The following is a 25,969-nucleotide window of genomic DNA, read 5'->3' as shown; positions in this document are numbered from 1 at the left end:
CACACGTCGTACGGCGCACGTTCGACGATCAGGACGGCGAGCCCGGTGCTCGCCTTTTGGGGTTGAGAAAGGCAATGCGATGACGCGAGTGTTGGACCGCCTCATGGAGCACGCAGAGACGTTGCGCGAAATGGGCCCCGAGAACGAGCGTCTGGGACAGCTCAGCGACCCCACCGTCGAGGTGATGCGAAACGCAGGCGTCATCCGGCTGCTGCAGCCGAAGATCTACGAAGGCCAGGAAGCCCACCCGGCCGAGTTCGCCTCGACGGTCATGCGGCTGGCGAGCCTGGATGGAGCCAGCGGCTGGGTCGCCGGCGTGGTCGGAGTGCACCCGTGGGGACTCGCGCTCGCGGACGCGCAGGCCCAGGAGGACGTCTGGGGCCCCGACCCCGAGGTCTGGATCGCATCTCCTTACGCCCCGATGGGCGTGGCTCGTCCGGTCGAGGGCGGGTTCATCTTCAACGGCCGATGGCAGTTCTCCTCGGGTACCGACCACTGCAGGTGGATCTTCCTCGGAGCGCTCCTGGGAGACACCGACGGCAAGCCGGTCGAGCCCCGCTACTCGCTTCACATGCTGCTTCCCCGCTCCGACTACGAGATTGTTCCCGGCAGCTGGGACGTCGTCGGCCTGCGTGGCACCGGCAGCAAGGACATTATCGTCAAGGACGCCTTCGTGCCCTCGCACCGCGTGCTCGAGCAGCCGAAGCTCCTCGACGGCACTCGCGGTCGAGAGCTCGGCCTGCCGAACCCCATCTACCGCATGCCCTACTCGTGCGTGTTCCCTCTGGGTATCACCGCGGCCACCATCGGAATCTGCGAAGGCGGTCTCGCGCACCATCTGAACTACCAGCGCGACCGGGTCTCGGTGGTCGGCACGAAGGTGAAGGACGACCCGCACGTCCTCTACGCGATCAGCCACGCCGCCGCCGAGATCGACGCCGCACGGACGTCCCTGATCGAGAACGCGTCACGGATGTTCGACATCGTCGAGTCCGGCCGCGACGTGACCTTCGCCGAGCGGGCCGCCGGTCGCCGGCGCCAGGTGAGCGCCGCGTGGCGAGCGGTTCGCGCGCTCGACGAGATCTTCGACCGGTCTGGCGGCAACGCGATGCGCATGTCAAACCCCCTGCAGCGGTTCTGGCGCGACGCGCACACGGGTCTCGCGCACGCAATCCATGTGCCCGGGATGGTCAACCATGCGGCGGCGTTGACGCAGCTCGACCTTGAGCCGCCGCCAGGGCCGATGCGTTCGATGATCTGAGTCGGTCTGGCGAGACCCACAAGCCCACGTCGGTGGGCCCCGAGCACAACGAGCGGAGGGCGCGGACCCTCGATGAGAAGGAGGCGCAATGACCGAGATCCGAGGCCTGGGGTATCTCCGGGTCCAGACGCGACACCTCGATCGGTGGCGGAGCTTCGCCGAGGACGGGCTCGGGTTCGCCCGGGGGACGGGTCGCTCAGGCGACGGCCTGTACCTTCGCATGGACGAACGGGAGGCCCGGCTGATCGTGCTGCCCGGGCCGACCGACGAAGCGCTTGCGGTCGGCTGGGAGGTGCGTGACCAGTTCGCGCTCCAGCGCGTGAGCGAAGCGGTCGTGAAGGCGGGAATCGACGTCACCGACCTGCCGGTCGAGGACAGCTTTCAGCGAGCGGCCGAGGAGGTCATCAGCTTCCGGGATCCGGGCGGCACTCAGGTCGAGGTCTTCTACGGCCCGATCCTCGACCACTCGCCCGTCGCCGCACCCTTCGGCGCCCGGTTCGTCACCGGGGAACAGGGGATGGGTCACGTCGTCCTGCCCACCACCGACATGGCCGGTTCGCTCGCCTTCTACACCGAGGTCCTCGGCTTCCTTCCCCGTGGCGCGGTCCGCCTCGGCCACCGCAACGGACTCGACGTACACGCGCAACGGGTCCGTTTCCTCGGCGTCAACCAGCGTCACCACAGTCTCGCGCTGGTACCGGCGCCGCACGGGGAGGAGCCCGGGCTCGTTCACCTCATGGTCGAGGTCGACGACCTGGACGACGTCGGCCGTGCCCTCGAGCGGGTGACCGGACTCGGATTCACCCTGTCCTCCACCCTCGGCCGGCACACGAACGACAAGATGATCTCGTTCTACGTGCGTGCGCCCGGCGGCTGGGACATCGAGTTCGGGACCGCCGGGATGCTCGTGGACGAGTCGCACTACACCGCCGAGGAGATCACCGCGGACAGCTACTGGGGGCACGATTGGAGTGGATCGGAGCCGCTGGAGGCATTCCGGCCCCGGGACTGATCCCGCTGAGTAGGACCAGGGCCTCCACATGTCGCGGGCATCCATAGCGTGTGTAGGTCGTGGGTGACCCAACTTCCTGATGCCGACACCTTCGAGATCGAGCGAGACGAGATGACTGACACCGCTACCGAAGACGCAGTCCGTACCATCGAGGCCGCCGACGTGCCGACGCGTTACGCGCGCGGCTGGCACTGCATCGGCCTGGCCTCCAACTTCAGCGACGGCAAGCCGCACACCATTCACGCCTTCGGTGGCAAGCTCGTCGTGTTCCAGGGCTCGGACGGTCAGATCAATGTTCTGGACGCCTACTGCCGTCACATGGGCGGCGACCTTTCGCAAGGTGAGGTCAAGGGCAACACGGTGGCCTGTCCGTTCCACGACTGGCGCTGGGGCGGGGACGGTCGCTGCAAGGAGATCCCCTACGCCCGCCGCGTGCCCCTTCGCGCCCGGACTCAGGCATGGCCGACCATGATCCATGGTGGCCTGCTGTTCGTGTGGAATGACCCTGAGGGCAACCCGCCCATCCCCGAGCAAATGATCCCGGAGATCAAGGGCGCGAACGACGACGGCTGGACCGACTGGGCCTGGAACGAGATCGAGATCGACACGAACTGCCGCGAGGTCATCGACAACGTCGTCGACATGGCGCACTTCTTCTACATCCACTTCTCGTTCCCGAACTACTTCCGGAACGTCTTCGAGAAGCACGTCGCCACCCAGTACATGAAGGGCCAGGCCCGCGAGGACATCTTCGTGCCCGGCAAACCCAAGTCGTCGTCGAGTGTGGCCGCCTACTTCGGGCCGTCGTTCATGATCGACGACCTCGACTACAACTACGGCGACTACTCCTCGCAGATCACGCTCATCAACTGCCACTATCCGGTGAACGAGAACAAGTTCGTGCTCATGTACGGCATCCTGGTGAAGATCGGCGACCACCTTCCCCGCGAGCAGGCCATCGAGGTCGCGAAGAAGAACGAGATCGGCGTCGGTGTCGGATTCAACCAGGACATCGCCATCTGGAAGAACAAGACCAGGATCGACAACCCGCTCCTGTGTGAGCAGGACGGACCGGTCTACCAGCTGCGCCGGTGGTACGAGCAGTTCTACGTCGACGTGGCCGACATTCAGTCCGAGATGGTCAACCGGTTCGAGTTCGAGATCGACACCGAGCGTCCGGTCGAGGCATGGAAGGCTCAGGTGGCCGAGAACGTGGCGAAGGGGCGGCTCGTGGGCGCGCCGACCGGCGGCTCCTGATCCGCGATGGCCAAGGTCAGCATCACCTGCGCGCAGTGCCTCAACACCGTTGAGGTCGAGAAGTTCTCGCCCGAGCACACCAGCATCCAATGGCAGCGGCCGTCTGCGGAGATTTGTCACGAACTCGCGGGGGGACCGTTCGGCTTCCTCACCGACGCTTTGGTCCGCGGCTGTAGCGCGCTCCGAGGTTCCATCCTGGCCGCCGAGCGGGAGGGGCAGTTCGGCGACCTGACGGCGGACACCGGGGCCTGACCTTCGCGCGCTCGACGCACTATCTCGAAAGGCTGGAGTCGCATGAGCTCTCCTCACCCCTCCGCCCACGAATTCGACGTCATCGTCGTCGGCTCAGGAGCCGCCGGGCTGGCGGCTGCGATCACGGCCCGTCGGCTTGGCGCACGGGTGCTCGTGGTGGAGAAGGCGGCGACCTTCGGAGGATCGACCGCACTGTCCGGTGGCGGGATCTGGGTTCCCAACAACCCCGCCCTGCAGCGTGCCGGGATACGAGACGACCCGGCTGAGATCATCCGGTACTTGACGACGCTCACCCGCGGACTGGTGCCCCAAGACCGCATCGCGGCGTTAGTCGAACACGGACCCGCCGCGATCGAGATGCTCGAGCGGAGCCGGTTCGTCCGCTTCCGCTGGGTTCCGGGATACAGCGACTACCACCCCCAGTTGCCGGGAGGGAGCCCGGGCGGCCGGTCCATCGAGCCGCTCCCGATCGATACCCGGGCACTTGGCGAGGACGAGGCCTTCCAGCGGGCTCACACGCTGAAGGGACCGCTCGGCCTGTGGGTGACCCAGCGCGACTACCGGCGGCTGACTCAGGTGAAGCGGAGCTGGGCCGGCCGGTGGACGTCAGTGGTCGCGGCTTGGAGGGTGTCTTCGAACCTCGTGCGCCGACGGCACATGGCTGCCACCGGTCGGGCCCTCGCTGCCCGGCTGTGGCTGGCGGCGCGCGAAGCGGGGGTGGAGGTCTGGTTGAACAGCCCACTCGAAAGCCTGCTGCGTCACGACGGCGATGTAGTCGGCGTGGTGGTCGCTCGCGACGGCCGGCAGGTAGAGGTCCACGCACAGCAAGGTGTCGTGATGGCCTCAGGTGGTTTCGAGCGCAGCCTGGTGCTCCGGGAGAAGTTCCTTCCGCCTGCCGCCCAGACAGACCACAGCTCCGGCGCCGAGTCCAACACCGGCGACGGCATCATGGCCGGCGCCGACGTGGGGGCGGCACTTGCCCTGATGGAGGACGCCTGGTGGATGCCGGCGGTGCGCACACCAACGGGCATGGTTCCGCTGGTCTCCGAGCGCTGCATCCCGAACCAGATCATCGTGAACTCGCACGGGGAGCGGTTCATCAATGAGGCCACGCCGTACGTGACCTTCGTGCATCGGCAGCTCGAGGGTGGTCATCATCCGGCGTGGTTCGTCATGGACGGGCGGGCTCGCAAGCGGTACCCGTTCGCGAGGGTGCTGCCGGGGCAGAAACTGCCGCAGGCCTGGTTCGACGCCGGGATCGCCCACCGGGCCGATTCACTCGAGGCCCTTGAGAGCGCGATCGGGCTGCCGAAGGGCTCCTTGGTGGGCTCTGTGGCCGCGTTCAACCGCGGCGCCGTCGACGGCATCGACACCGAGTTTCACCGCGGCGAGTCCGCCTACGACCGGTACTACGGTGACCCCACGCTGCGCAACCCGTGCATCGGGGAGATCACCCGGCCGCCGTTCTACGCGGTTCGGGTTGAGATCGGAGACCTCGGCACCAAGGGCGGCTTAGTCTGCGACGCACGGAGTCGCGTGCTCGACAAGCGCGGCGAGGTCGTCCGCGGGCTGTACGCGAGCGGCAACTGCTCGGCATCCGTGATGGGCGACGAATACGCCGGACCCGGCGCGACCATCGGGCCGGCCATCGTGTTCGGGTACATCGCAGCGCGCGACGCCGTCGAGGGCAGCGCACCCTCAGCCGGAATCTGAGGGTCCGAGTGAGCGAACGGGGAGCGCGTCGGTGGCTCGTGTTCGGGGTCCTCGCGATCTCCGCAGCATCTTTCTCCATGCTGCAATCCCTCGTGGTCCCGGTGCTGACCTTGATCCAGGGCGCCTATGGCACGGACCAGTCGACGGCGACCTGGGCACTGACCGGCTACCTGCTGTCAGCGTCGATCTGCACACCGATCCTGGGACGCGTCGGCGACGTCCTCGGGAAGCGGCGAATGCTGCTGATCGTGCTCTCCGCCCTCTGCCTCGGGTCCCTCATCGCCGCTCTGGCCCCCACCATCGGATGGCTGATCGCCGCACGTGTCCTTCAAGGCGCGGGGGGCGCCGTGCTGCCGCTGTCGTTCGGGGTGATCCGTGACGAGTGGCGCGAGCAGATGTCGCGGGGCATCGGTGGGATCGCCGCCATCGCCGCGGCCGGCTTCGCGGCCGGGATGGTGGTCGCCGGCCCCATCGTCGGTGGCCTCGGGTACCGCTGGCTGTTCTGGATCCCCATGATCATCACAGGGCTGGCCGCGCTCGGCGCGGCAGTCGTCATCCCCGACTCACCTGCGAGGGACCGAGTGCGGGTCCCGATCGTCCCCGGTGTGCTGCTGGCGGGGTGGCTGGTCGCCCTCCTGCTCGCACTGAGCAGAGGCCATGCCTGGGGCTGGAACTCCTCTCTGACGATCGGCCTGCTCGCCTCGTCCGCAGCGCTGTTCGTGACCTGGATCTGGATGGAGTGCCACGTGCCGGTCCCGATGGTCGACATGCGCATGATGCGCTTCCGAGGCGTGTGGGCCAGCAATGTGATCTCCCTCTTCGCCGGCTTCGGTGCCTTCGCCTTCTTCGGATTCCTTCCACAACTGCTCCAAGCCCCGACGAGCACCGGTTACGGCTTCGGGGCGAGCGTGACCCAGTCCGGCTGGGTCCTCCTGCCCTCGGCCTGCGCAAGTTTCGCGGTCGGTCTGACGTCATCGCGGTTGGTCACCCGATTCGGGGCAAGGACGGTCACCGCCGTCGGGACGGTAGTCGCCGGAGTCGCTCTGCTCGTCGTGGCACTCTTCCACGACAGCCTCTGGCAGCTCTACGCGGCCACCACCATGTACGGACTCGGCTCGGGGATGGTCTTCTCGAGTCTGCCCAGCGTCGTGATCGGATCCGTGCCCGCCCAGCAGACCGGGGTGGCCAGCGGCATGAACGCGAACCTGCGCACCATCGGGGGCGCGATAGGAGCGGCCACCATGGGCGGCATCGTCACTGCCGGCGTAGGGGCCGACGGGCTGCCAACGGGCACCGTCTACACGATCGGCTTCCTCGTGCTCAGCGGCGGCACGTTGCTCTCCGCCATGGGCGCGGCCTACCTGCCGGGTCAGCCCCGGCGGCAAGACGGAACGAAAGACAGAACGAGAGAAGGGAGTAGTCCCATGGGTCGACTCGAAGGTCGCGTCGCACGGGACGCCGCCGATGCCTGACCAGCAACCGCTCTGCACACCGGCATCGGAGTCCGCGATGCGATTCACGGCTGCAGTCGACGGCTTGGCCGGCCGGGACCTCGCCACTTTCGTCCAAGAGCTGGAGAGAAGCGGGTTCGACGCGGCCAAGGTGCCCGACAGCATCTGCTACCCGGAGCACTCCGAGTCCCGGTACCCCTACACCCGCGACGGCCGGCGGGAGTTCCTCGCCGACCGGGAGTTCCTCGACCCGTTCGTCCTCACCGCCGCCATCGCTGCCGTGACACGGCGCCTGCGAACGGTGGTCTCCGTGCTCAAGCTTCCCGTCCGGCACCCGCTCCTCGTCGCGAAGCAGGCAGCCAGCGCTGCCGTCGTGTCGGACAACCGCCTGGTACTTGGCGTCGGCATGAGCCCCTGGCCCGACGACTACGCGATTCTAGGGATTCCGTGGGATGGCCGCGGTGCCCGGTTCGACGAATGCATCAGCATCCTCCAGACCTATCTCGGGGGAGGGTTCGCCGCCTATCACGGGGAGCACTTCGACCTCCCCAGCCTGAGGATCAAGCCGGTTCCCGATCAGCCCGTGCCGCTGCTCATCGGTGGGCACAGCCGGGCCAGCCTGCGTCGCGCAGCCCGAGTCGGCGCCGGGTGGAGCGCTGCGGGATGCTCGATGGAGGAGTTGTCCGAGATGCTTGACTTCCTGACCGCGGAGCGTCGTCGGTGCGGGCGTCAGGACCTTCCGTTCGACGTTCACGTGAGCATCCAGCACGACGCGACAGATCCGCACATCGAGCGGCTCGCGGCACTGGGCGTGACGCACGCGGCGGTGAACTGGTCGGACCGGTACGCCCCTGACCAGGGAGTACCGGATCTCCACGAACGCCTCGAGCGGGTCGCCGAGTTCGGTGAGCGCGTCGTGGCCAGATGGACCTAGGCCTAGAACTTCCGACGGTCCGTTGGTCCCCTTGGACAGCGAGTCCTCCGGTCGGTGCCGGACCTTCTATCCCGCTCAGTGATAGCGCCCGGGTGCGCGTCGACGAGGTCGCGATAGACCGGAGGATGCGGGCGGGCGCCCGCCCAGCTCGGACCGAAGGAGAAGCTGTGCGAGAAATGCCTGGTGTCGGACTCGTCGTGGGTGCCGCGTCCGGAATGGGACAGGCCGTGGCGCGTCGGCTCGCTAGTGAGGGAGTCCACGTCGTCGTCTCCGACCTCGCTGAGGACGGCTGCGAGGCGACGGTGGAGGGGATCCGTGCTGCCGGAGGCGCGGCGTCCGCTGATCCGGTGGACGCGACCGACGTCGAAGCGCTGCGTGAGCTGATGGGCCGGATCGAGGCCGCGCACGGGGGACTGGACTTCCTGCATGCGCATGTCGGCATGCCTGGCCCGGCCGGGCTGGAGATCTCGGAGGCGGACTGGCAGAAGAACGTCGACGTCAACATGAAATCCGCGTTCTTCGCCTGTGCGTACGCGATGCCGCTGCTCCGGCGGAGCAAGGCCGGCTCCATCGTGCTGACGGCCTCGACCTCGGCGATCGTCGGGTCGGCGTCCAGCCCGCTCTACTCGATGACGAAGGGGTCCCTGACGTCGTTCGCGCGTGCGCTGGCCGTGCACGGCGCGAACGACGGGGTGCGGGCGAACGTGATCTGTCCCGGGCCGGTCGAGACACCGATGCTGCCGACCTTCTTCAGCCGGGAGGACGGCGCTGACATCGGTGCGTTGATGGCTCGCACGCTTGCCAAGGTGCCGCTGGGCCGGGTCGCCGCGCCCGAGGAGGTCGCCGGCGTGGTCGCCTTCCTCGCCAGCAGCGACGCCAGCTACGTCACCGGCGTCACCATCCCGATCGACGGAGGGCGCACGGCCGCCTGACCGACGATGTTCGGAGCCGCACGGAGCCGGCAGCCTTAGATGCGACCGGCCCCGTCAGGGTCGCTGGCGGGGCCGGTGCCGTGCGCGGCTCTGGGCAGGAACGCCTCAGGTGGCACCCTGCAGGTGAACGGTGTCGAAGAATTCCGAGAAGCCGTCCTCGCCGAGCTCGGTCCCCAGACCACTCCTGAGCCGCCCGCCCCACGGGGCGTCCGGCCGCTTCGCGCCCCCGCCATTGATCGTCACTGTTCCGACCCGGATTCGCAGCGCGATCCGCCTCGCCGTCGCCTCGTCGCCGTAGATGTTGGCGCATAGGCCATAGGAGCTGTTGTTGGCGATCGCGATCGCCTCGTCGAGGCTGGAGTAGCGGTGCAGGGTCGCGATCGGAGCGAACAGCTCCTGCTGGCACAGCGGGGCGTCAGGGTCGAGGTCGGTCACCACCGTCGGTGCGATGAAGAAGCCGTCACCGGGCACGTCGGGGGTGCGGGCGACGACCCGTGCCCCGTCGGCCACGGCGGCGTCGACCATCTTCTGGACGCGGACCTGGTGGGCGCGGTTGAGCACTGGGCCGGCGACGGTCTCCGGGTCGCGCGGGTCACCGACCCGGAGCCCTTCGATCAGTGGGATCAATCGGCGCTCGACCTCGTCCGCCTGGCTCTCGTGCACCAGCATCCGGGTCCAGGCGCCGCACTGCTGTCCCGCGTTCCGGGTGAACTTGTCCACCGACAGGAGGAGAGCGGCCTCAAGATCTGTCCCGGGCAGGAAGATGTTGGGCGACTTCCCGCCGAGTTCCAGGACCGCCTTGGTCAGGTGGGGTGCCGCCTGCTCGAGGATCTGGGCGCCGACGGAGTCGGAGCCGGTGAAGGAGACCAGATCCACACCAGGGTCGGAGGTCAGCCACTGACCGACCTCGCGTTCCCCGCACACCAGGTTCACGACCCCGGGGGGCAGGCCCAGCTGCTCGAACAGCTCGACGAGCCGAACGATGATCCGCGCAGACGGCGGTGAGGGCATCAGCACCGTGGTGCAGCCGCTCGCGATCGCGCCACCGATCTTCCAGACCGCGAGCGCGATCGGGAAGTTCACGGCCGGCATGGCGGCCACGACGCCGACCGGGATCCGGTGCAGCTCACTGGGAGCGGCGCCGGTCGCCGGGTGCGGCGGGAGCTTCTCGATGTACCCGCCGCGAGGGCCACTCAGCGCCTTCTCCGCGTAGTACGCCAGCACGTCTGTGGCGCCGGTGGTGTTCGCCGCCGACATCGAGATCGGGGTACCGAGGTCGGTCAGCACCAGTTCGCCGAGCTCGGCCTGGTTCGCGCGCAGCAGCTCGGCTGCGGCGCGAAGCACGTCGGCCCGGTCCTGGGGACTGTAGTCGCGCCAGGGTCCGTCGAGGGCGCGCCGAGCTGCGGCGACCGCGCGCTCCACCTGGGATCGGCTGGAGTGAGCGACCGTTCCGAGTAGCTCTCCCGACACGGGGGAGACCAGCTGGATACCCGAGTCGCCGGGGCCGTCCTCCCAGGTGCCGTCGATGAAGCTCGTCGTGAGTAGCGCGAACGGTCTCGATGCGGTCGTCGTGGCGGTCGTCGTGGAATCGACAGCCGCCTCCTCGTGGTCAACGGACACAAGACCTCCTGGGGAAGTCGACGTCTAGATCATGAGGCGGCTAGTCTGGTCGGCCCTGCGGCGCTCGCCTCCCGGCTTTGCAGGTTCCCAACCCGAGGGCTTCGGAGATCGCCGATTTCCAGTCAGTGGGACCTCGGGCCTTGCGTCGCGCACCGATCGGCCGGTCCAGCTTGCCGAAACCGGCTCTCGTTCAGTGGGACACGACCCGGCGCGGCAGAAGCGCTTCCCTACTTTGACCCTCACGGTGACGCCCAGCACACCGTGAACCGAGAGGTCCCAGATGAAGCACGTGTTCAGGCGCAAGCAGTTGGTGGCATTGGTGGCCGCCGGCCTTCTTGCCTTCACCATGGCCGCGTGTGGCGGCGGCAGCAGCGACTCCTCGCCCGGCAGCAAGTCGGATGCAGTCGACACCGATACCACCCTGCGCGTCAGTCTACCCGTTTCGGCGTCCCTGGATCCGACCCAGATCCGGATTGCGTCGTACGGTATGATCGCGCTCTGGCCGGTCTATGACCGGCTGATCCAGGTCATGCCGGACAACAGCTACGGCGCGATGCTCGCCACCGACTGGTCGTTCTCGGGCGACGGCCTCACCCTGACGATGAAGCTCCGCGAAGGGGTCACCTTCTCCGACGGTGAGCCCTTCAACGCCGAGGCTGCGAAGACCAGCCTGGAGTACTTCAAGAACTCGGACTCGGTGAGTTCGAGTGGACCGCTGGCCAACATCAAGGCGATCAAGGCGGTGTCGGCCACCGAGTTGGAGATCGATCTCGCCGAGCCGTCGACCTCCGTGCTCGGTGGCCTCGCGACGCCGACCAGCGGCGCGATGATCAGCCCCAAGGCGATCCATGGCGGTGACCTCGCGACCAATCCGGTCGGCACGGGTGCCTATGTGGTGAAGAACTTCCGGCCGAGCGTCTCGGTCACCTACGAGCGCCGCTCCGGCCAGAACTGGGACGAGAAGGCCGGCCAGGTCGCGAAGGTCGTCATCACGACCTTCACCAGCGACGAGGCGCGAACCAACGCGATCCGAAGCGGTCAGAGCGACATCACGACGTACTCGGCCAGCGACAAGCCGGCGCTGAACGCGGATATCACTTCGGGGAAGCTCAACCTCGACCAGAGCACGGGCTTCCTGATGTACACCCTGTTCCTCAACACCGCGAAGGCTCCGTTCAACGACGTGAAGGTACGGCAGGCCGTGAACTACGCGCTGGACCGGCCCAACCTCACCGGCGTGATCGACGAGACGGCCAGCACGCGGGTTCAGGCGTACCCCAAGGGCCTGCCTGGCTTCGACGACAGTCTGGAGTCGACCTTCACCTTCGACCCCGGCAAGGCCAAGGAGTTGCTGGCCGAGGCCGGCTACCCCGACGGCATCGACCTGGGTCAGGTTCTGGTCGGTAACTCCGGCGGCTTCCCCGGTCTGGCCGAGGCCATGCAGGGGTCGCTGAAGGAGCAGGGCATCGACGTGGAGATCAAGACGGTGGACACCGCCCAGATCAACTCCGAGTGGTCGAAGGGGACCTACAGCGGGATGCTGATGTACCAGAGCCCGCCCGACCTCGAGCCCGTGAACTACTTCGTGCGCAACTACACCAACCCCTACTGGTGGCAGGGTCCGCTCCCTGACGGCTTCGAGCCGCTCCTCAAGGGGATCGGCGACCCCCGCGAAGCTGACCAGCAGGACGCGTTGATCGGGGCGGCGAACAAGTTCGCCACCGAGAACGCGATGTTCGCGCCCATCCTCCAGAAGAAGACCGGGTACGTGGCCGCACCGAACGTGCAGAACTTCCAGTCGGCTTCGTTCGCCCAGTTCGGCGGCGCGGATTTCCGCTACGTCTCGCTGACGAAGTAGAACGAGCAGCCCGCGTCGACTGCGTCGGTCTTGCCTCCCACAGACCGACGCAGTCGGCCCCGGCGCGTTCTCGTCCACGGCTTACGACATCGGGAAGAGGCAGACACCGTGAACCGACCTCGATCGGCTCGACCGGAACGGCACACCCTCGAGCACGAGGTAGACGTGGTCGTAGCCGGTAGCGGCGCAGCAGACTTACTGGTGCGGTGACCTGCGCCATGCTCGGCATGTCGACGACGGTTCGCGCCGGGAGTTATGCGATCTGTCAAGCTGTCTCAAGCGAGAGTGTCTCAGGCGTAGACGGATCACCTCAGGCCGGAATGTCTCTGCCCGGACGGGGGCAGGCGGACAACGCCGTTTGGTCCGATCGTGCATTCCTGTGATCTGACAGCCGATCCGGGGCGTCCCGTCGGAATGGCCCTCAGGGCACTAGATGATCTTCTTGATCGTGGCTGCCGCGGGTTCGTCGAACCCTGTGGTGTGCCAATACTCGTGCCAGGTGGTTGACCTGCGGTTTATCGTCGCTGTTCGTGTGCTTTCGGCTACTGTATCTGATCTTCATCCGACTTGTGGGCTGGCTCGTTTTGGTGGCTCGCAGCGACGCCTCCAAGGATCTGGAGATCCTCATGCTTCGGCATGAGGTGGCGCCCTGCTGGCCTGGCATCGCAGGCTGGTCAAGCGGCATTGGACCTATCCGAGCAGGACCGGTCGCCCGCGCATTCCCGAGCAGGTGCGTGACCTGGTCATACGCCTGGCTGGTGAGAATCCGCAGTGGGGATACCGGAGAATTCAGGGTGAATTGATCGGCCTGGGGCATCGGGTGGGGAGGGCACGATCCGGCGGATCCTGGCTGCAGTTGGGCTCGGTCCGGCACCCTGCCGGGCGTCACCGAACTGGCGGCAGTTCTTGGCCTGTCAGGCCGCTGGTCTGCTGGCCTGCGACTTCGTGCACGTCGACACGGTGTTCCTGAAGCGGTTGTACATCTTCTTTGCAATGGAGATCGAAACCCGTCGCGTTCATATCCTCGGCGTGACCGCCAATCCGACCGGGGCGTGGACTGCCCAGCAGGCGAGGAATCTGCTGATGGACGTGGGAGAGCGTGCCGACCGGTTCAAATTTCTCATCCGGGACCGTGATGGCAAGAGCCCGCAGATTAATAAGTCGTAGCTTTCCAGGGTGGCGGTCGTTGATGGGGTATGCGCCTGGTGGAAGGGCTTGAGGAAGTGCTGGCCGCGAAGTTCGCGGCGATTCTCCCGCATCTGGATGAGCGGCAGCGGCGGTTGCTGCTGGGCGCCGAGGCCAGGGTGCTGGGCCATGGTGGGATCAGGTTGGTGGCGCGGGCTGCTGAGGTTGGTTAAGCGAGGTGTCGCGGGGCTGCCTGGAGTTGGAGGCGGGTGAGGAACCGCTGGGACGTGCGCGCCGCGTGGGTGGCGGTCGCAGGCGGCTGGTCGACCTCGACCCGGGCTTGCGTCCGGCGTTGCAGGCCTTGGTCGAGCCGGACCAGCGTGGGGATCCGATGTCGCCGTTACGCTGGACGACCAAGTCGACGCGGAAACTGGCTGAGGAGTTGACGCGGCAGGGGCATCGGGTCTATCCGGACACGGTCGCCGACATTCTGCGGGCCGAGGGCTTCAGCCTGCAGGCCAATGCCAAGACGCTGGAGGGCCGTCAGCATCCCGATCGTGACGCTCAATTCGCCTACATTAATCAGCACTCGACCCTGTAGGGCTCGAATACTCGGTTTGGCTATGCGACCTGGGGATATTCGTTGATCAGCCCGCCGAGGACCTTGCGCCGGGTAACCCGCCTGCTCGAAGCTGATCACTTCGGAACGGGGGTCGGGTGGATGCTGAAGCAAGGATCGGTGCGGGCGGTGTCGATGGTCGTGGTGGACATGCTCGATCAGGACCATCCGCAGGTGTAGTTCACTGACGACCAGCATGCGGTTGGTGCACTAACGGCGTACGGTGACCACCGAGCATTCGGCATGGCAATTAGCCACCCGCGCCTGAGGAGGCTGTACGACTCTCATCCCGATCGAGGCGAACACCGCGTCGAAGCCGGCGACGAATGTGCTGTCCCGGTCGCGGATGAGAAACGTGACCGGCCTGATCCAGCCGTCGGCGTCAAGCAGCAGGTTGCGGGTTGCTGGGTCACCCGTGCCCCGGTCGGGTTTGCCGTGACACCGGGTGGCCATCTTGACCACGGACAGCACGTAGATCTGTTTGAGAAACACGGTGTCGGCGGTGAAGAAGTCGCAGGCCAGCATCGCGAAGGCTGGCCATCGGATCCTGGGCAGCAGCCGAGACGGCACCGCCAGCATTGCCTGGTCAGCAAGTGCTGGGCGCATCGGACAGGCCTGGCGGCGCAGCACGGCAAGCTGATGGCGCAGGACGATGATCTCGGCGTCCTCACTGGCCTCGTGCGCAGCTACAGCAGCAGGAACTGGCCGATCCGGATGAGTGACAGGTAGGGCAACGAGACGAACACGAGCCGTGATGTTGCCAGGAGAACCAGACTGATCGTGCTAGAACGCCCCAGGTCCCAGCCCGAACCCGGGGTTTTCGGGCCTGACAAGGGTCCACGCGGGTTCACTTGCCGCGCTTCGATTCGTCGGTGCGATGTCCCCTCGGCGGGTTGTTTCTGGTCTTTGTAGGTGTCAGTGGTTTCGGAAGGTCGGAGCCGAGCCGACATGGATGAGCGCGAGGACGCCGCCGCGGACCGGGGGTGGCTTGACCAGCAGCGCGAAGGGGAGCGTCCATTCCCCGATGCCGAACGCCGGAAGGGATCCCTGGGTGGTTCCAACCGTCTGTTATCGGTCGGTGAGGTGGCCGATTACTTGGGTGTGCCGAAGAAGACCCTCTACCAGTGCTGGCGATCGTGGGGGCTTCACGCCTACAAGGTCGGGCGGCACCTGAAATTCCGGCAGCGGCAGGTCGAGGATTGGCTGAAGGACCAGGAGGTGTGAACCAAGGTGGCTGCTTTTCTCAAGCGTTGCGATTGTCCCGAGGAGGAGTGGTCGGTGTGCCCCCACAGCTGGGTGGTCCGCTACCGTTCCGATGGAGGACGCTCCGGCAGGCAACGCGAGCGACGCTTCGCCCAATTGCGCGATGCGGAGGATTTCGCGCTCAAGATCGATCATGACAAGCGTGCGCGTATCTTCGTGACCCGGCCGACGGGCGGATCTACTTCCAGGATTACGCCGCGATGTGGCTGGAGCAACGCATCATTGCCGAGCGGACCATCGAAGGATACGACTCGGTGCTCCGTATCCACATCAACCCCGCCTTCGGCGCGAAACATCTGAACGTGATCCGCTGCCAGGACATCAAGAGCCTGGTGGCGGTGATGCGCCGCAAGGTGCCCAGGTCGAGGATGTCGAAGCGGGTCCGGGTGAAGCCCGAACGACGAGGCATGCGCATGCCGTCAAGGGAGGCGATGTGCTCGTGGCAGTCGGCGGGCAGGAACCCGAGGTCGAACGAGAGCCCGGGGATGGCGTCCTCGGCGGGGCGCTTACCCTCGTACTCGTCGACGAGATCGCTGACCCGCCGGCTTCGCCCCTTGTAGAACACCCGGTTGTTGGCGACCACCGGACGTTTCCAGCACCACTGGGCCAGGTACCGGCCGATCACCAGAAGGTGGGCGAGGTTGCCCTGGTCCATCGGCCGCATCGGCCCTCCTACGACGAATCACCGGATGCGGCGAAGGTAAAATCGTCGGCGAAAGGGCGCCTCGGGAAACGCCTCGGGGATATCCCCGGTTCACCGGGATCACCCTCTGACCTCGGCGGGCATCGGGTCACCGCCGGGCGGTACATCTCCGGGGCCAGTAGGTCCGTCTCGGGATGGAGGAGCGATCGGCCGACGGGCGTCGCCCGGTCCCGCCCGTCCCAGGCATATCCCGGACCCGTTCCCCGAGGCCGAAAGGCCGGGATTCTGGTAGCAGGGCCACGGACCAACACCCTGACCTTCCGCAGCAACCTCGCCTACGCCTACCGGGAGGCGGGGGATCTGGACCGGGCCATCCCCCTGTACGAGCAGACCCTGGCCGATTGCGAGCGCGTGCTCGGCTCCGACCACCCGATCACCATAAGGGTGCAGGGCAACTTGGCTACGGTCAGAGGGTAGAGATCTAGGAGGCAGGGATGTCCGGAAAGGTGTACCTTTCCGGACGGGACGGCGACCGCGGTAAACACCGTCCCAGAAACCCTGCCCAGAAACCCCTGGCTTTTAGCCGAGCATGGCCTCGCCGAAACGGTGCGGTGAACGCCGCCCGCGGCTCGCTCGAAATGGCCGCCCGGCACAGCAGGTGGCGCCTGGCGCACCTCGAACCTGCTTGGGTGGCCGCGGGCGGGGGGCGTCTCCGGGCGGTAGCGGTCGTGTGGCTTGCCGAACCGGGTGCGGATGGCACTATCACGTTGAATGTCGTTCGGCCGCGCTGGTTCGATGTCGGTCTAATTGATAGTGCGCAGGTCAGGTAGGGTGCCGCTATCAAATAGCGTGACGCCAGACAGTCTGTGTCTGGCGTCACCGAAGATGTCAGTGGCCGACGCTGTGACCTGCACACTGTCAGATAGCGCTCCGTGACACTCGCCGGAGGCGTCATCAAAGCTGGTAGTAGCGGTTGATCTTGCTGGACAGGCAGATCGAACAGTCTGAGACCGTTCGCTACGCGCCTTACGGAGATGCGGTAGCTATACATCACGCCCTGAAGTAGCCGGAACAACCAGGTCGCGAGATATTCCGGTATTTCGACGGCTACGCTCGGCTCCGATCGGCGGGTTTTTCGGGAACGGAGGCTGATGGTTTCACCGTTTCGTCCGCTGGGTCGGCTGGCCGGCCATCGCCGCTTCCCCTGGCCGTCTGGTGGTCCAGGCCATGAACTCCTCAACGGCGACCAGGCGGACGCCGGGCCCTCAGCACGACCGGGCCGCCGGAGATTCCCGGCGACATCGGCGATCACGCCGTAACCGTGCTGAGGGCCCATCGCGAGCTTCGTGTCATCTATACGCCACTCGTCGGTGCATCTACATGTCGAGGGTGAGCTTCTGCCAGTCCGACCAGCCCGACTGGAACGGCCCGCCATACGCGCCCACCCGCCAGCGGACCTGCAAGCCGCCGTCGACGAGGCCATCGGGGACGGTCACCACCGCTTGGCCGCCCGAGGGAACGTCCAGGACGGTCTTTTCCCAGATCAGGCCGGTTCCCTGCAATGGCGCGTCCGGGTCGTACGCCATCTGGAACACCACCCGCGTCGAGTCGAGGAGCGGATGCGTCACCGTGGCCCGCAGTTCGGGAGTCAGGCTCATGCTCACCGTCGAGCCCTCGCTTTCCCACGACGGGACGACCTGGCGGGCGCTGATTTGGGGGACGTCGGCGGCCACGGTGCCGGAGTTCCACGCCGACCAGCCGGAGACCGTGCCCGCCGTCACGTTGTGGGCGCGGACCCGCCAGCGGATACGCCAGCCGTCCTCCAGAAGCCCCGCGGGCACGAGCACCGACGGCCTGCCGAAGCTGGACGCCGGGGCGGAGGTGGCGGTCCAGATCTGCCCGCTGCCCTGACCGGGGGCGGCGGGATCGTGCTCGACCTCGAACTCGGCGGTCAGGCTGCCACCGGCGGCGTCGACCACCTGCGATTGGATGCGGGGCGTCAGCCCGGCCACCCAGGTGTCGGCGCCGTCCTCATGACTCGCGATGGACGACGCTCTCGTGTACGGAGCGGAGGGCACGTCCATGGTGACCGTGAGAACGGGTATGGCGCCGGCCGGGTTCCCCCACGAGGAGAAGGCCCAGAGACCGTCGTCGGTGCTCTCGTCCGGGGACTGGAGCACCAGACCGTGGTTGTCCGCGCCGCCGGCCCAGGCGTTGACGATGTCCGTGATCGGCCACTCCACCTGGTCGGGGTAGACCGCGCACTGCGTGGTGACCCCCTTGGTGGCGATCTGGGCGTCCTCGTCGGTCGAATCGGGCTTGTTGCCCCAGTGCAGGAAGTCGCCGGACCAGGGTTCGGTGACGCGGCGCACCTGGACCCCCTCCCCGACCGCGGGCCCGCAGGCCGGCGCGCCGAGCCCGGTGAGCCGCAGCGTGGCCGCCCGGATGACGCCTTCGGGCAGATAGGACATGTCGAACTTCAGATAGCTCCGGGCCGTCAGGCCGCCCTTGGTGCCGGACAGGAGAATCTCGTTGAGCCACGACGCGGGGGAATCCTCGTCGTGCGAGGAGGTGACGTGGATGTTGTCCCTCAGCAGGAGATCCCGCACGACGACGAGCGTCGGCACGTCGGCCGAGGCGGTGGACGGGACGGTTGCCAGCCCAGCCGCCGTCACGACGGCGGTCAGCAGGGACAGGGCCCTCCTCCGCAGGAGGGATGGCACAGACATCATCGGGTTCCTTGAGGCGCGGGGATGATCATTGACATCACGCAGGGACGTTAACAAATAATCCGACAAATCGAAATATTGACATTTTCGAATGCAATTTGAAATGGCCGACAAAATACCCCTATTGCCGACAAAGGCCGTCTATTAATCATGCGACCGGTCACCGGCAACCGGTCGGTCGACTTGAGGCCTGCCCTCCCGTTATCGGGGCGATCACGCTGCTTGGCGAAACCGGGTCGCCCAGGTCCTGACCAGCAGCGTCGGGGCCTGGGATGTGGACCGTGTCCCTCTGCGTCGCGGAGGGGCGGTTGTGCCAGTGGAGGTCGCCGACGCACCAGGCGCTCGTGACCCGGCGGACCTGGATGGCGTCCAAGGCGCCGAACACCCACGCACGCCGGCTACCCGGGCTCGCACGCGGGCTTACGGGCGGGCTCGGGCCCGGGGAGGAGTTTTGCGGACACGCTTGTGGACGGACTCGCTACTGGGCTCGTGCTCGTGCTCTCGAGCGGAACCGTTCTCAGGCTCGCGGTCAGGCTCACCGGTTTCGAAACGGAAGGCAGCAGAGATCCGCAGGACGTGGTGCGCGCCGATCTAGCCGCTGGGCTCATGTGCGGGCTCATGTTCGGCCCCGTGTTCGGGCTCGTGTTCGGGCTCGTGTTCGGGCTCGCAGGTTGGCGTTACGTGGTGGCCGTGGTGGTGTGCCGACGGTGGACATCGCGTTGGTTGCCGCTGCGGCTGGGCCGGTTCCTGCACTGGGCCAACGGAGCGGGACTGATCCGCATCGCTGGCATCGCCTACCAGTTCCGCCACCAGGAACTCCAGGATTACCTGGCCCGCAACCCACACCCTTCACCCGCCACCCCGACCCCGCCCGGACGTCGATGAGCCGATGAGCCAGGCCACACCGACCAGGTCAGGCAACCAGCGCTTTCACCCATATCCCGCATGCAACCACCCTCCCCCCACGCCCTGGCCGACCTGCTGCGCGCCTTCCTCGCTGTCATCACCGCCCTGGCCGAGCTACGCGCCGCGCTCGCTCGCGGCCGCCGGCGAAGGCCTTCGTGACCCGCCCTCCTACGCTGGTCAGGACAGGTCAGGCTCGCGTGGGCGTCACTGTCCAGCTCCGCAGGAGCGGGCTACGCTATCAACTTGAGGCTGTGGTCGATAGTTGGCGTCGGCCATTTACGCCGAAGGCTCCCTTCGGTCGTCGCGATCAATCGAGAAGCGAGACGGCCCGGAACGGGCGCGGGCCGAACGCTTCCGCGTCAAGGATCATGCACGCTTGCCGGAGCGGTCGTCGGGTATCCGCCGGTTGAACGCGCAACGTGTGGCGAAATGTCAGCTGGAGGAGATGGGGCCGACGTAGAGCCAAACGTCGCGGTCCCGGACGAAGCGGCTATGTTCCTGCAAGACGTCGGAGCGGCCAGCGTCTATATAGTGCGCGGCGAAGTGAACCGTGCGTCCGGTGGCCTCCAGGATGTCCAAGCGCACCCAGCGCAGCGAGGGTTCCAACTCCAGAGACTGCGGCCGCGTCGCCGGATGCCAGGTGCGGAGTAGGTAGCCGACGTCACCGACGGCGAAGGCGCTGTACCGGGATCGCATCAACGACTCCGCCGTCGGAGCCGCCTCTCCCTGGTGAAGTCTCCCGCAGCAGTCCTCGTACCCGGCGGGCAGCCCACATGGGCAACCGGATCGTCGTTTGACCATGCCGCCCATTCTGAACCGTCAGGTGAAGCAGCGTGTCCACCGCGGCTGTGGTCGGCGCCAGATACCAATCACATCCGCCAACTATCGATCACAGCCTCAACGACTGAGGTTGTGAACGACAGATAGCGGATGTGAGCGATAGTTGGCGCCGCTGCATCGGGGTGCCGATGTCATGGCCGCGGGAGAAATGAGAGGCTTGGGCTGGATGGGCCGTCAGCCGCGTGCCCTCGCCGACCCGGCACCTGTTCCTGGCCGACGATCTGTCAGGAGGGGCCGCTTTCTCGGCTGGTTGTGTCGGTGGGCCCTGTCATGATCGCTGCATGATCACGCCCCCTGGCGACTACGCCTGGTTCACCGACTCCGGCCTCGCGGAGGCTTACAGCTTCATCTTCGTCCGCGGGCTCACACCCGAGCAGCTCGTGGCCCGGATGGGGGGCCGAGCAGAGGACTTCTCCTGGATGACGCTCAATGAGTCGATCGATGCCGGCCTGTGCTACGACGACCAGACCAAGTTCGCCGCGGTCACGACCATCGGCGACTGGTCGTTCGTCGTGCAGTACAACAGTTGGCTCGGCGCCAACGACCAATTCATCAGGCCGCTGTCGGCGGGCACTCGCCTGGTCTCCCTCTACCGCCTCGACATCAAGGCTCTGGAGGACTTCCGCTGGGTGGAGGACGGGGAGATCCGGTTCGGTTTCTGGGCCCAGGAGGGCTACTCCGAGGAGGTCCCCGACGAGCTCGTGGAGACCATGAAGCAGATCGACCACGACTATGGGGAGGACAAGTATGAGCTCTACCAGGGGCCAGGGCTTGTCCTGATCGAGCGCCTCACCGGAATCAAGCTCACCCCCCAAATCTTGGAGGGGTCCGCTTACCTATCGGGCGTCATCTCCGAGCCGCGGACCGCCAGGTAAGCGTTTCCGTTCGGGTATGTATGGTTTTCTGTGCTTTGCCGTCCAGGGCGCATCCGTCCGGATGCTTCCCGCTCGCGGGGGTGCTGTCGGCGCCAGTTATCAGTCACATCCGCCATCTATCGTTCACAGCCTCAGTTGATAGTAGGCCTGTACCTGGGCCCCGGGAAGTCGCGTTCGAGTGAGTCCTGCGCTGTCTCGGACAGCTGGGCGTCGAGTGGTCAGGAATGCCTTCGCCGTCGGCTGCGGGCCAGCGCGGCGCGTAGCTCAGTCAGGGCGGTGATGACGGGCAGAAAGGCGCGCAGCAGCTCGGCCAGGGCGTGAGGGAGTCGGGCGGTGGTGTGGAGAATGAGGGCGAGGGCGCCGATGGCGGCCGACCTTGGACATCAGCCGTTCCGCCTACGCTCTCCACCACGCCGTCCAAACCCTGACGGCCAGATACGTCAGACGAAGGAGCATGAACGAACATCCTGCCGCCCTGGGCCTGCTTGGACAGGCGGATCGGGGTGCACGCCCGGAAGAATCGGCAAGCAGGATGACCTGCTCGGATGACATTATCGGCAGGCGCAAAGTTCCCCAGCGTGATAGACGAGATTCTCGCCGACGCCGGCATCCAGACCGTACTGACCGGCGTCCGCATGCCCCGCATGAATGCGATCATGGAGCGATGGGTGCAATCCTGCCGCCACGAACTCCTGGACCGCTGCCTGCTCTGGAACGAACGGCATCTCCGTCATGCCCTGCGCCAGTACGAGCAGTTGTCACCTACAACCGGCACCGAGCCCACCAGGGTCTAGCGCAGGCAGCTCCCTTACGCGCTGTCCCGGCACCGATCACCGATCCAGCACGAATCGACGACCTCAGCATACGCCGACGGGACCGTCTCGGCGGAGTCCTCCACGAATACCTGCATGCCGCCTGAGCTGCATGGATGAGGTTATCGGCAGGCGCACAGCGGGCACCGCACGCGTCGGGCGTAGTGAGTGGCGTCCATCTGCTCGTGCACGGTCCTGCCTGTGTCCCGGCTGGGGAAGTTATCTTGAGTGACTTTAAGTAGTCAGTCACGTGCGGAAAGTAAGGTTGGCGCGCGCTCGCCTTAACAGTATTCGAGGGTCTTCAGGCATGTCGGTCACGTGTCCCGCTCCGTCAGAGCGTCCTGCTCGCATTCGCGTACTCGGCTCCAAGTACATTCAGCAGAGCCAGAGCCTCGGCGCTATGGGATCCCGGCGGCGCGCTGTAGAGCACGAGGTGCTGGTCGCGGTCTGTGAGCGTGAGCGAGTCGCAGTCGACGGTGATCTCCCCGACGACCGGGTGACGGAAAGTCTTCGTGAGCACTGGCGCAGTCTGCACGTCGTGCCGCTCCCAGAGCCGGGCGAACTCGGGGCTGGCGTCGCGGAGCTCGTCGACGAGTCCGGTCACCGCGGGGTCGGACGGGTACCGGGCGAGGGTGGATCGGAGCTCCCTGACGGCGTGGTGCCGGAATTCCGCGGCGTCGGAGATCCCGTACAAGGGCGCATCGATGGGCGCCGATCCGAGGAAGGCCCGGCGCGCGAGGTTGCGGTCCTTCGGGGCGAGCTCGGCGAAGTCCTCCATGAGCGCGGCCGCGAGGTCGTTCCACGCGAGCACCTCGAACGCGGCGGACGTCACGAAAGCGGCCGTCTGCGGCAGCCGCTGCAGCAGCGCGAGGATGCTCGGGCGGACGTCGCGCCGATGCAGTCCGGTACGGCTCGGCGCAGTGCCGGCCAGGACGTGCAGGTGATCGGACTCGGCGTCCGTGAGCCGCAGCGCGCCGGCGATCCCGGCGAGGACCTCGCCCGACGGTCGCGGTGCCCTGCCCTGCTCGAGCCGGACGTAGTACTCCGTGGAGATGTACGCGAGGACCGCGACCTCCTCGCGGCGAAGACCCGGTGTCCGGCGTCGCGAGCCCGAGGGGAGGCCGACGTCCTCCGGCCGGAGCCGCTCGCGACGGCTACGGAGGAACGCCCCAAGCTCCTGCTTGTCCATACCCCCAGTCTGCACGCTGCGCGGCGACGGATCCTGGTACTGCCTGTGCCTGCATCCGGATCCCGGGCCGGCACGACGCTGTTGGCATGACAAACAACATCGACACCACCTCCATCGGCCTGCTCACCGGCAAGGTCGTATTCATCACCGGCGCCAGCCGCGGCATCGGCGCAGCTGCGGCCCGGCTCTTCGCACGGGAGGGCGCCGCTGTCGTGCTCGCCGCCCGCAGCACCGATGCCCTCGACCGCATCGTCAGTGAGATCCGCGCCGATGGAGGCGTCGCCGACGCCGTCGCCCTGGACCTCGCCGACCGCGCGAGCATCCGCGCCGCCGTCGGCCGCGTCGAAGAGCTGCACGGACGGCTCGACGGTGCCTTCAACAACGGCGCGGCGATCCAGCAGCCCGGCCCGCTCGACACCACGACCGACGAGGACATCGACGAGCAGTTCACGGTGAACTTCAGGGCGCACTGGACCGCGATGACGGCCGAGGCCGCACTCATGCGACGCAGCGGCGGTGGGGCGATCGTCAACACATCGAGCATCGGCAGCCGCCGCGCGAACCCGCCGCTCCCCGCGTACTCCGCGATGAAGCGCGCGCTCAACAGCATCACCGAGACCGCCGCGGTGAGCTGGGCCCGTGATGGCATCCGGGTGAACGGCCTCACTCCCGGCGGCACCGCCACGGAGATGATCGACGCGTGGGAGGCGGCGACCCCCGGCATCGTCGAGCGATTGAAGGCATCGATCCCACTCGGACGCATGGCCGAGCCCCACGAAGTCGCCGAGGCGGCCGCATGGCTGCTCAGTGACCGGTCCTCGATGGTGACCGGCGCGATCGTGCCGGTGGACGGCGGCGCCGGCGCCTGAAGGGGAGTATTCGGGGGTCTTAATGAGATGCCCTGTGGTCGATGATGGGCGGTATGCGCAGGCGTGTGGTGATAGAGGCCGGGACCGTGATCGCAGTGGCGGCTCTGGCCGGGCTGGGCGCACGAGGCGGCCGGACTGCTGACCCGGATCGCCACCGTCGGCAGGCCGGACCTCAGCCTGTATGGCATGGCCGAGCTGGTGCGCGGGCCGGGATGCTTGCCGCTGGCGGCCGGGGATCTGTTGCGCATCTCAGCGCCTTACGGGTGGTGCACAACCGATGAATTCCATTTCTAGTGCTGTCATCGCGGCGGGCACAGCGGTGGCTGTATCGCTGATATCACTGTTTCTCGGTGATCGCCTGTAGCGGGGCAAGGACGAACGGGCGGCGCGTCAGGACGTCAATGCCCGATATCTCAATCCGTTACGACTTCATCTTGTTGAGAATCACTTCCGGTTCTCGGCTGTGCTGAGGCGTATCGATGAGCAGGGCGGGCGGCTGGACGAACAACTGGTGATAGACGGCCCGGCTCAGTTATCGGAGAAGGGTGTTGAATGGTTCAACGGTGAGGGCTGCTCCGCATCGTGTACTGCAGGGACGGCAGGAGGCGTAGCTCCTACGAGCACACCTCCTTCACCTTCCTGAGGTACGGGTTTCGCGTGCGGATGGTCCGGACGAAGCACGGAGTGTATTTCCTCAGCTTCAACCCGGCCATCAGCGACGAGGCCGCCAAACGCATCCGCGCGCACATCCGTTCCTGGCGGTTGCACCGGCGCAGTGGAGCAAGCCTGAAGGATCTGGCACACGAGATCAACGCCGTCGCACGAGGGTGGATCAACTACTAGGGCCGGTGGATGCGGGCGCGAGACGCGCTGGCCCGGGCTGCGGCGCTCTACCCCAGGGGGTTCGCCCACTGGCAGGTTTTGCCGACCGGGACGCAAACGACTGGATGATGGGAGCCGGGTAAGTCGAGAGGCTTAAGCCCGGTTCTGCGAGAGCCGGGGGCTGAGATGCCCCCGGCTACTTACCAAGCCCGTTGGTGCCGGAAACTCGGCCCCCTTGTGCGACCTGGTCATATTCGCGGAGAAGCCCGTCGAGCCGGTCTCGTCGGCTGACCTTGATGTCGGCGTCGGGTGGGTGAGGGTGGGGGAGTGCCCGCAGCGGGCGGGCTTGGTTCAGTCTGGTGTGGACGATGTCGGTTGAAGTGCGTTTCGTATGTGGTGAGGATCTTGCGCAGGTCCACGGCGAGTCTGAACATCCGCCGTCGTGATCGGCTGGGCGGCATCCTCCGGGAGTACCACCACGCGGCTCGACCTGGACGGAGGAATAGTCGGCACACGCAATGTCGACGGGCCGGCCGCGGCCCGCCTAACCGACCGGACCACGTGGTAGGCGGTTTGACTCCTCAGGAGCTGAAGGGGTTTGCGCAGATGGCTGCCGGGCTCTCCGACACGGAGATCGGGCCGAGCTCTCCATTACCGGAGACGTGAAGACCTATACGTCCCGGATCCTGATCAAGTTTGATCTGAGTGATCGCGTCCAGGCGGTCCTTCTGGCGTACCGGTTGGGTCTGGTTTCTGGCTGACGTGTTGCGACAGACGTAGATTGATCACATGATCAGCACCTGATCGCCGTTGGGCGGTCGGGACCGGCATCGACGGCTTGGGCCAGGCATTCAAGCTCGTCCGCCCACCGCTGAGCCGGTCCCGGTGTGCGGGACAGCTGAGTCTGATCAGCCGACGTCGCGGTCGAGGTGGCTGACGGATCCGGGATCGCCTTCGAGGGTTTCGAAGTGCCAGCCCGCTGTGTCG

Annotated in this window: 24 protein-coding genes and 1 pseudogene; 20 read left to right on the top strand and 5 right to left on the bottom strand. The window is 66.6% G+C overall.

The features are described from left to right. Positions 1-79: 79 nt before the first annotated feature. From Aple_RS42835 to Aple_RS42800, 8 genes are all read left to right on the top strand, one after another. Complete coding sequence (locus tag Aple_RS42835; RefSeq protein WP_155350511.1) at positions 80-1,261, top strand: acyl-CoA dehydrogenase family protein; 1,182 nt, start codon at positions 80-82, stop codon at positions 1,259-1,261. A gap of 88 nt (positions 1,262-1,349) precedes the next feature. Then, positions 1,350-2,273 carry a VOC family protein gene (locus Aple_RS42830; protein ID WP_155350510.1) on the top strand — a complete coding sequence of 308 codons (924 nt, stop codon included), beginning with the start codon at positions 1,350-1,352 and terminating at the stop codon, positions 2,271-2,273. 111 nt (positions 2,274-2,384) lie between these two features. Continuing rightward, entirely contained in the window at positions 2,385-3,530 is a 1,146-nt protein-coding gene (locus tag Aple_RS42825; protein ID WP_155350509.1) for a 3-ketosteroid-9-alpha-monooxygenase, oxygenase component, read from the top strand. Between the two features lie 6 nt (positions 3,531-3,536). After that, positions 3,537-3,782 carry a hypothetical protein gene (locus Aple_RS42820; protein WP_155350508.1) on the top strand — a complete coding sequence of 82 codons (246 nt, stop codon included), beginning with the start codon at positions 3,537-3,539 and terminating at the stop codon, positions 3,780-3,782. 42 nt (positions 3,783-3,824) lie between these two features. After that, positions 3,825-5,495, top strand: coding sequence for an FAD-dependent oxidoreductase (locus Aple_RS42815; RefSeq protein ID WP_155350507.1), 1,671 nt, complete (start codon positions 3,825-3,827; stop codon positions 5,493-5,495). Positions 5,496-5,503: 8 nt separating this feature from the next. Continuing rightward, positions 5,504-6,967 carry an MFS transporter gene (locus tag Aple_RS42810; protein ID WP_308805547.1) on the top strand — a complete coding sequence of 488 codons (1,464 nt, stop codon included), beginning with the start codon at positions 5,504-5,506 and terminating at the stop codon, positions 6,965-6,967. A gap of 37 nt (positions 6,968-7,004) precedes the next feature. Beyond that, on the top strand, positions 7,005-7,880 hold the full coding sequence (locus Aple_RS42805) for a TIGR03619 family F420-dependent LLM class oxidoreductase (protein ID WP_170321948.1): 876 nt from the start codon (positions 7,005-7,007) through the stop codon (positions 7,878-7,880). A 176-nt stretch (positions 7,881-8,056) separates the two neighbouring features. Further along, positions 8,057-8,812: an SDR family NAD(P)-dependent oxidoreductase gene (locus tag Aple_RS42800; protein ID WP_155350504.1), complete on the top strand. Its 756-nt coding sequence runs from the start codon at positions 8,057-8,059 to the stop codon at positions 8,810-8,812. Between the two features lie 105 nt (positions 8,813-8,917). Here Aple_RS42800 and Aple_RS42795 read toward each other — a convergent pair whose 3' ends face one another. Then, positions 8,918-10,432, bottom strand: a complete 1,515-nt coding sequence (locus Aple_RS42795) for an aldehyde dehydrogenase family protein (RefSeq protein ID WP_155350503.1) — start codon at positions 10,430-10,432, stop codon at positions 8,918-8,920. Positions 10,433-10,712: 280 nt separating this feature from the next. Between Aple_RS42795 and Aple_RS42790 the strand changes: the two genes are divergently transcribed. The 4 genes and pseudogenes from Aple_RS42790 to Aple_RS53885 all read left to right on the top strand — a co-directional run bounded on the left by Aple_RS42790 (position 10,713) and on the right by Aple_RS53885 (position 14,214). Beyond that, positions 10,713-12,290 (top strand): ABC transporter substrate-binding protein, encoded by a 1,578-nt coding sequence (locus Aple_RS42790; RefSeq protein WP_155350502.1) that lies wholly within the window; start codon positions 10,713-10,715, stop codon positions 12,288-12,290. Positions 12,291-13,235: 945 nt separating this feature from the next. Further along, a complete protein-coding gene (locus tag Aple_RS52930; RefSeq protein WP_174889954.1) occupies positions 13,236-13,457 on the top strand; it encodes a hypothetical protein in 222 nt (73 codons plus the stop codon). A gap of 29 nt (positions 13,458-13,486) precedes the next feature. Next, a pseudogene (locus tag Aple_RS42780) lies at positions 13,487-14,007 on the top strand (ISAzo13-like element transposase-related protein); the annotation flags it as partial. A gap of 51 nt (positions 14,008-14,058) precedes the next feature. After that, on the top strand, positions 14,059-14,214 hold the full coding sequence (locus Aple_RS53885) for a hypothetical protein (protein ID WP_218038796.1): 156 nt from the start codon (positions 14,059-14,061) through the stop codon (positions 14,212-14,214). 30 nt (positions 14,215-14,244) lie between these two features. On the opposite strand, the gene Aple_RS53880 is transcribed toward Aple_RS53885, so the two are convergent. Then, entirely contained in the window at positions 14,245-14,640 is a 396-nt protein-coding gene (locus tag Aple_RS53880; RefSeq protein WP_218038795.1) for a hypothetical protein, read from the bottom strand. 342 nt (positions 14,641-14,982) lie between these two features. Here Aple_RS53880 and Aple_RS42770 point away from each other — a divergent pair, with 342 nt between their 5' ends. The 3 genes from Aple_RS42770 (at position 14,983) to Aple_RS56515 (ending at position 16,417) form a co-directional block, all read left to right on the top strand. Beyond that, the gene (locus tag Aple_RS42770) at positions 14,983-15,258 is read left to right on the top strand and encodes a helix-turn-helix domain-containing protein (protein ID WP_155350501.1); all 276 of its coding nucleotides are present in this window, start codon (positions 14,983-14,985) and stop codon (positions 15,256-15,258) included. Positions 15,259-15,497: 239 nt separating this feature from the next. Beyond that, positions 15,498-15,857, top strand: coding sequence for a tyrosine-type recombinase/integrase (locus Aple_RS56520; protein WP_218038794.1), 360 nt, complete (start codon positions 15,498-15,500; stop codon positions 15,855-15,857). 71 nt (positions 15,858-15,928) lie between these two features. Continuing rightward, positions 15,929-16,417 carry a tetratricopeptide repeat protein gene (locus Aple_RS56515; protein ID WP_218038793.1) on the top strand — a complete coding sequence of 163 codons (489 nt, stop codon included), beginning with the start codon at positions 15,929-15,931 and terminating at the stop codon, positions 16,415-16,417. A gap of 899 nt (positions 16,418-17,316) precedes the next feature. On the opposite strand, the gene Aple_RS42760 is transcribed toward Aple_RS56515, so the two are convergent. After that, positions 17,317-18,672, bottom strand: coding sequence for a DNRLRE domain-containing protein (locus Aple_RS42760; protein ID WP_155350500.1), 1,356 nt, complete (start codon positions 18,670-18,672; stop codon positions 17,317-17,319). A 486-nt stretch (positions 18,673-19,158) separates the two neighbouring features. Here Aple_RS42760 and Aple_RS42755 point away from each other — a divergent pair, with 486 nt between their 5' ends. Continuing rightward, the gene (locus Aple_RS42755) at positions 19,159-19,554 is read left to right on the top strand and encodes a hypothetical protein (protein WP_155350499.1); all 396 of its coding nucleotides are present in this window, start codon (positions 19,159-19,161) and stop codon (positions 19,552-19,554) included. A gap of 453 nt (positions 19,555-20,007) precedes the next feature. On the opposite strand, the gene Aple_RS42750 is transcribed toward Aple_RS42755, so the two are convergent. Next, positions 20,008-20,376 carry a YchJ family protein gene (locus tag Aple_RS42750; RefSeq protein WP_281361695.1) on the bottom strand — a complete coding sequence of 123 codons (369 nt, stop codon included), beginning with the start codon at positions 20,374-20,376 and terminating at the stop codon, positions 20,008-20,010. A 320-nt stretch (positions 20,377-20,696) separates the two neighbouring features. On the opposite strand from Aple_RS42750, the gene Aple_RS42745 reads away from it, so the two are divergent. Both Aple_RS42745 and Aple_RS53865 read left to right on the top strand, forming a co-directional pair. After that, positions 20,697-21,290 carry a DUF6461 domain-containing protein gene (locus Aple_RS42745; protein ID WP_155350497.1) on the top strand — a complete coding sequence of 198 codons (594 nt, stop codon included), beginning with the start codon at positions 20,697-20,699 and terminating at the stop codon, positions 21,288-21,290. A gap of 578 nt (positions 21,291-21,868) precedes the next feature. Then, complete coding sequence (locus tag Aple_RS53865; protein ID WP_218038792.1) at positions 21,869-22,084, top strand: hypothetical protein; 216 nt, start codon at positions 21,869-21,871, stop codon at positions 22,082-22,084. Between the two features lie 349 nt (positions 22,085-22,433). On the opposite strand, the gene Aple_RS42735 is transcribed toward Aple_RS53865, so the two are convergent. Beyond that, positions 22,434-23,291: a helix-turn-helix transcriptional regulator gene (locus Aple_RS42735; RefSeq protein ID WP_155350496.1), complete on the bottom strand. Its 858-nt coding sequence runs from the start codon at positions 23,289-23,291 to the stop codon at positions 22,434-22,436. A gap of 86 nt (positions 23,292-23,377) precedes the next feature. Here Aple_RS42735 and Aple_RS42730 point away from each other — a divergent pair, with 86 nt between their 5' ends. Next, positions 23,378-24,160: an SDR family NAD(P)-dependent oxidoreductase gene (locus Aple_RS42730; RefSeq protein WP_155350495.1), complete on the top strand. Its 783-nt coding sequence runs from the start codon at positions 23,378-23,380 to the stop codon at positions 24,158-24,160. Between the two features lie 582 nt (positions 24,161-24,742). Continuing rightward, positions 24,743-25,003 (top strand): group II intron maturase-specific domain-containing protein, encoded by a 261-nt coding sequence (locus tag Aple_RS42725; protein ID WP_218038791.1) that lies wholly within the window; start codon positions 24,743-24,745, stop codon positions 25,001-25,003. The last annotated feature ends 966 nt before the right edge of the window (positions 25,004-25,969 follow it).

The sequence above is a fragment of the Acrocarpospora pleiomorpha genome (assembly GCF_009687885.1).
Lineage (GTDB): Bacteria > Actinomycetota > Actinomycetes > Streptosporangiales > Streptosporangiaceae > Acrocarpospora > Acrocarpospora pleiomorpha.
Note: the sequence above shows the minus strand (reverse complement) of the source record. Positions and strands in the feature narration are given on the sequence as shown.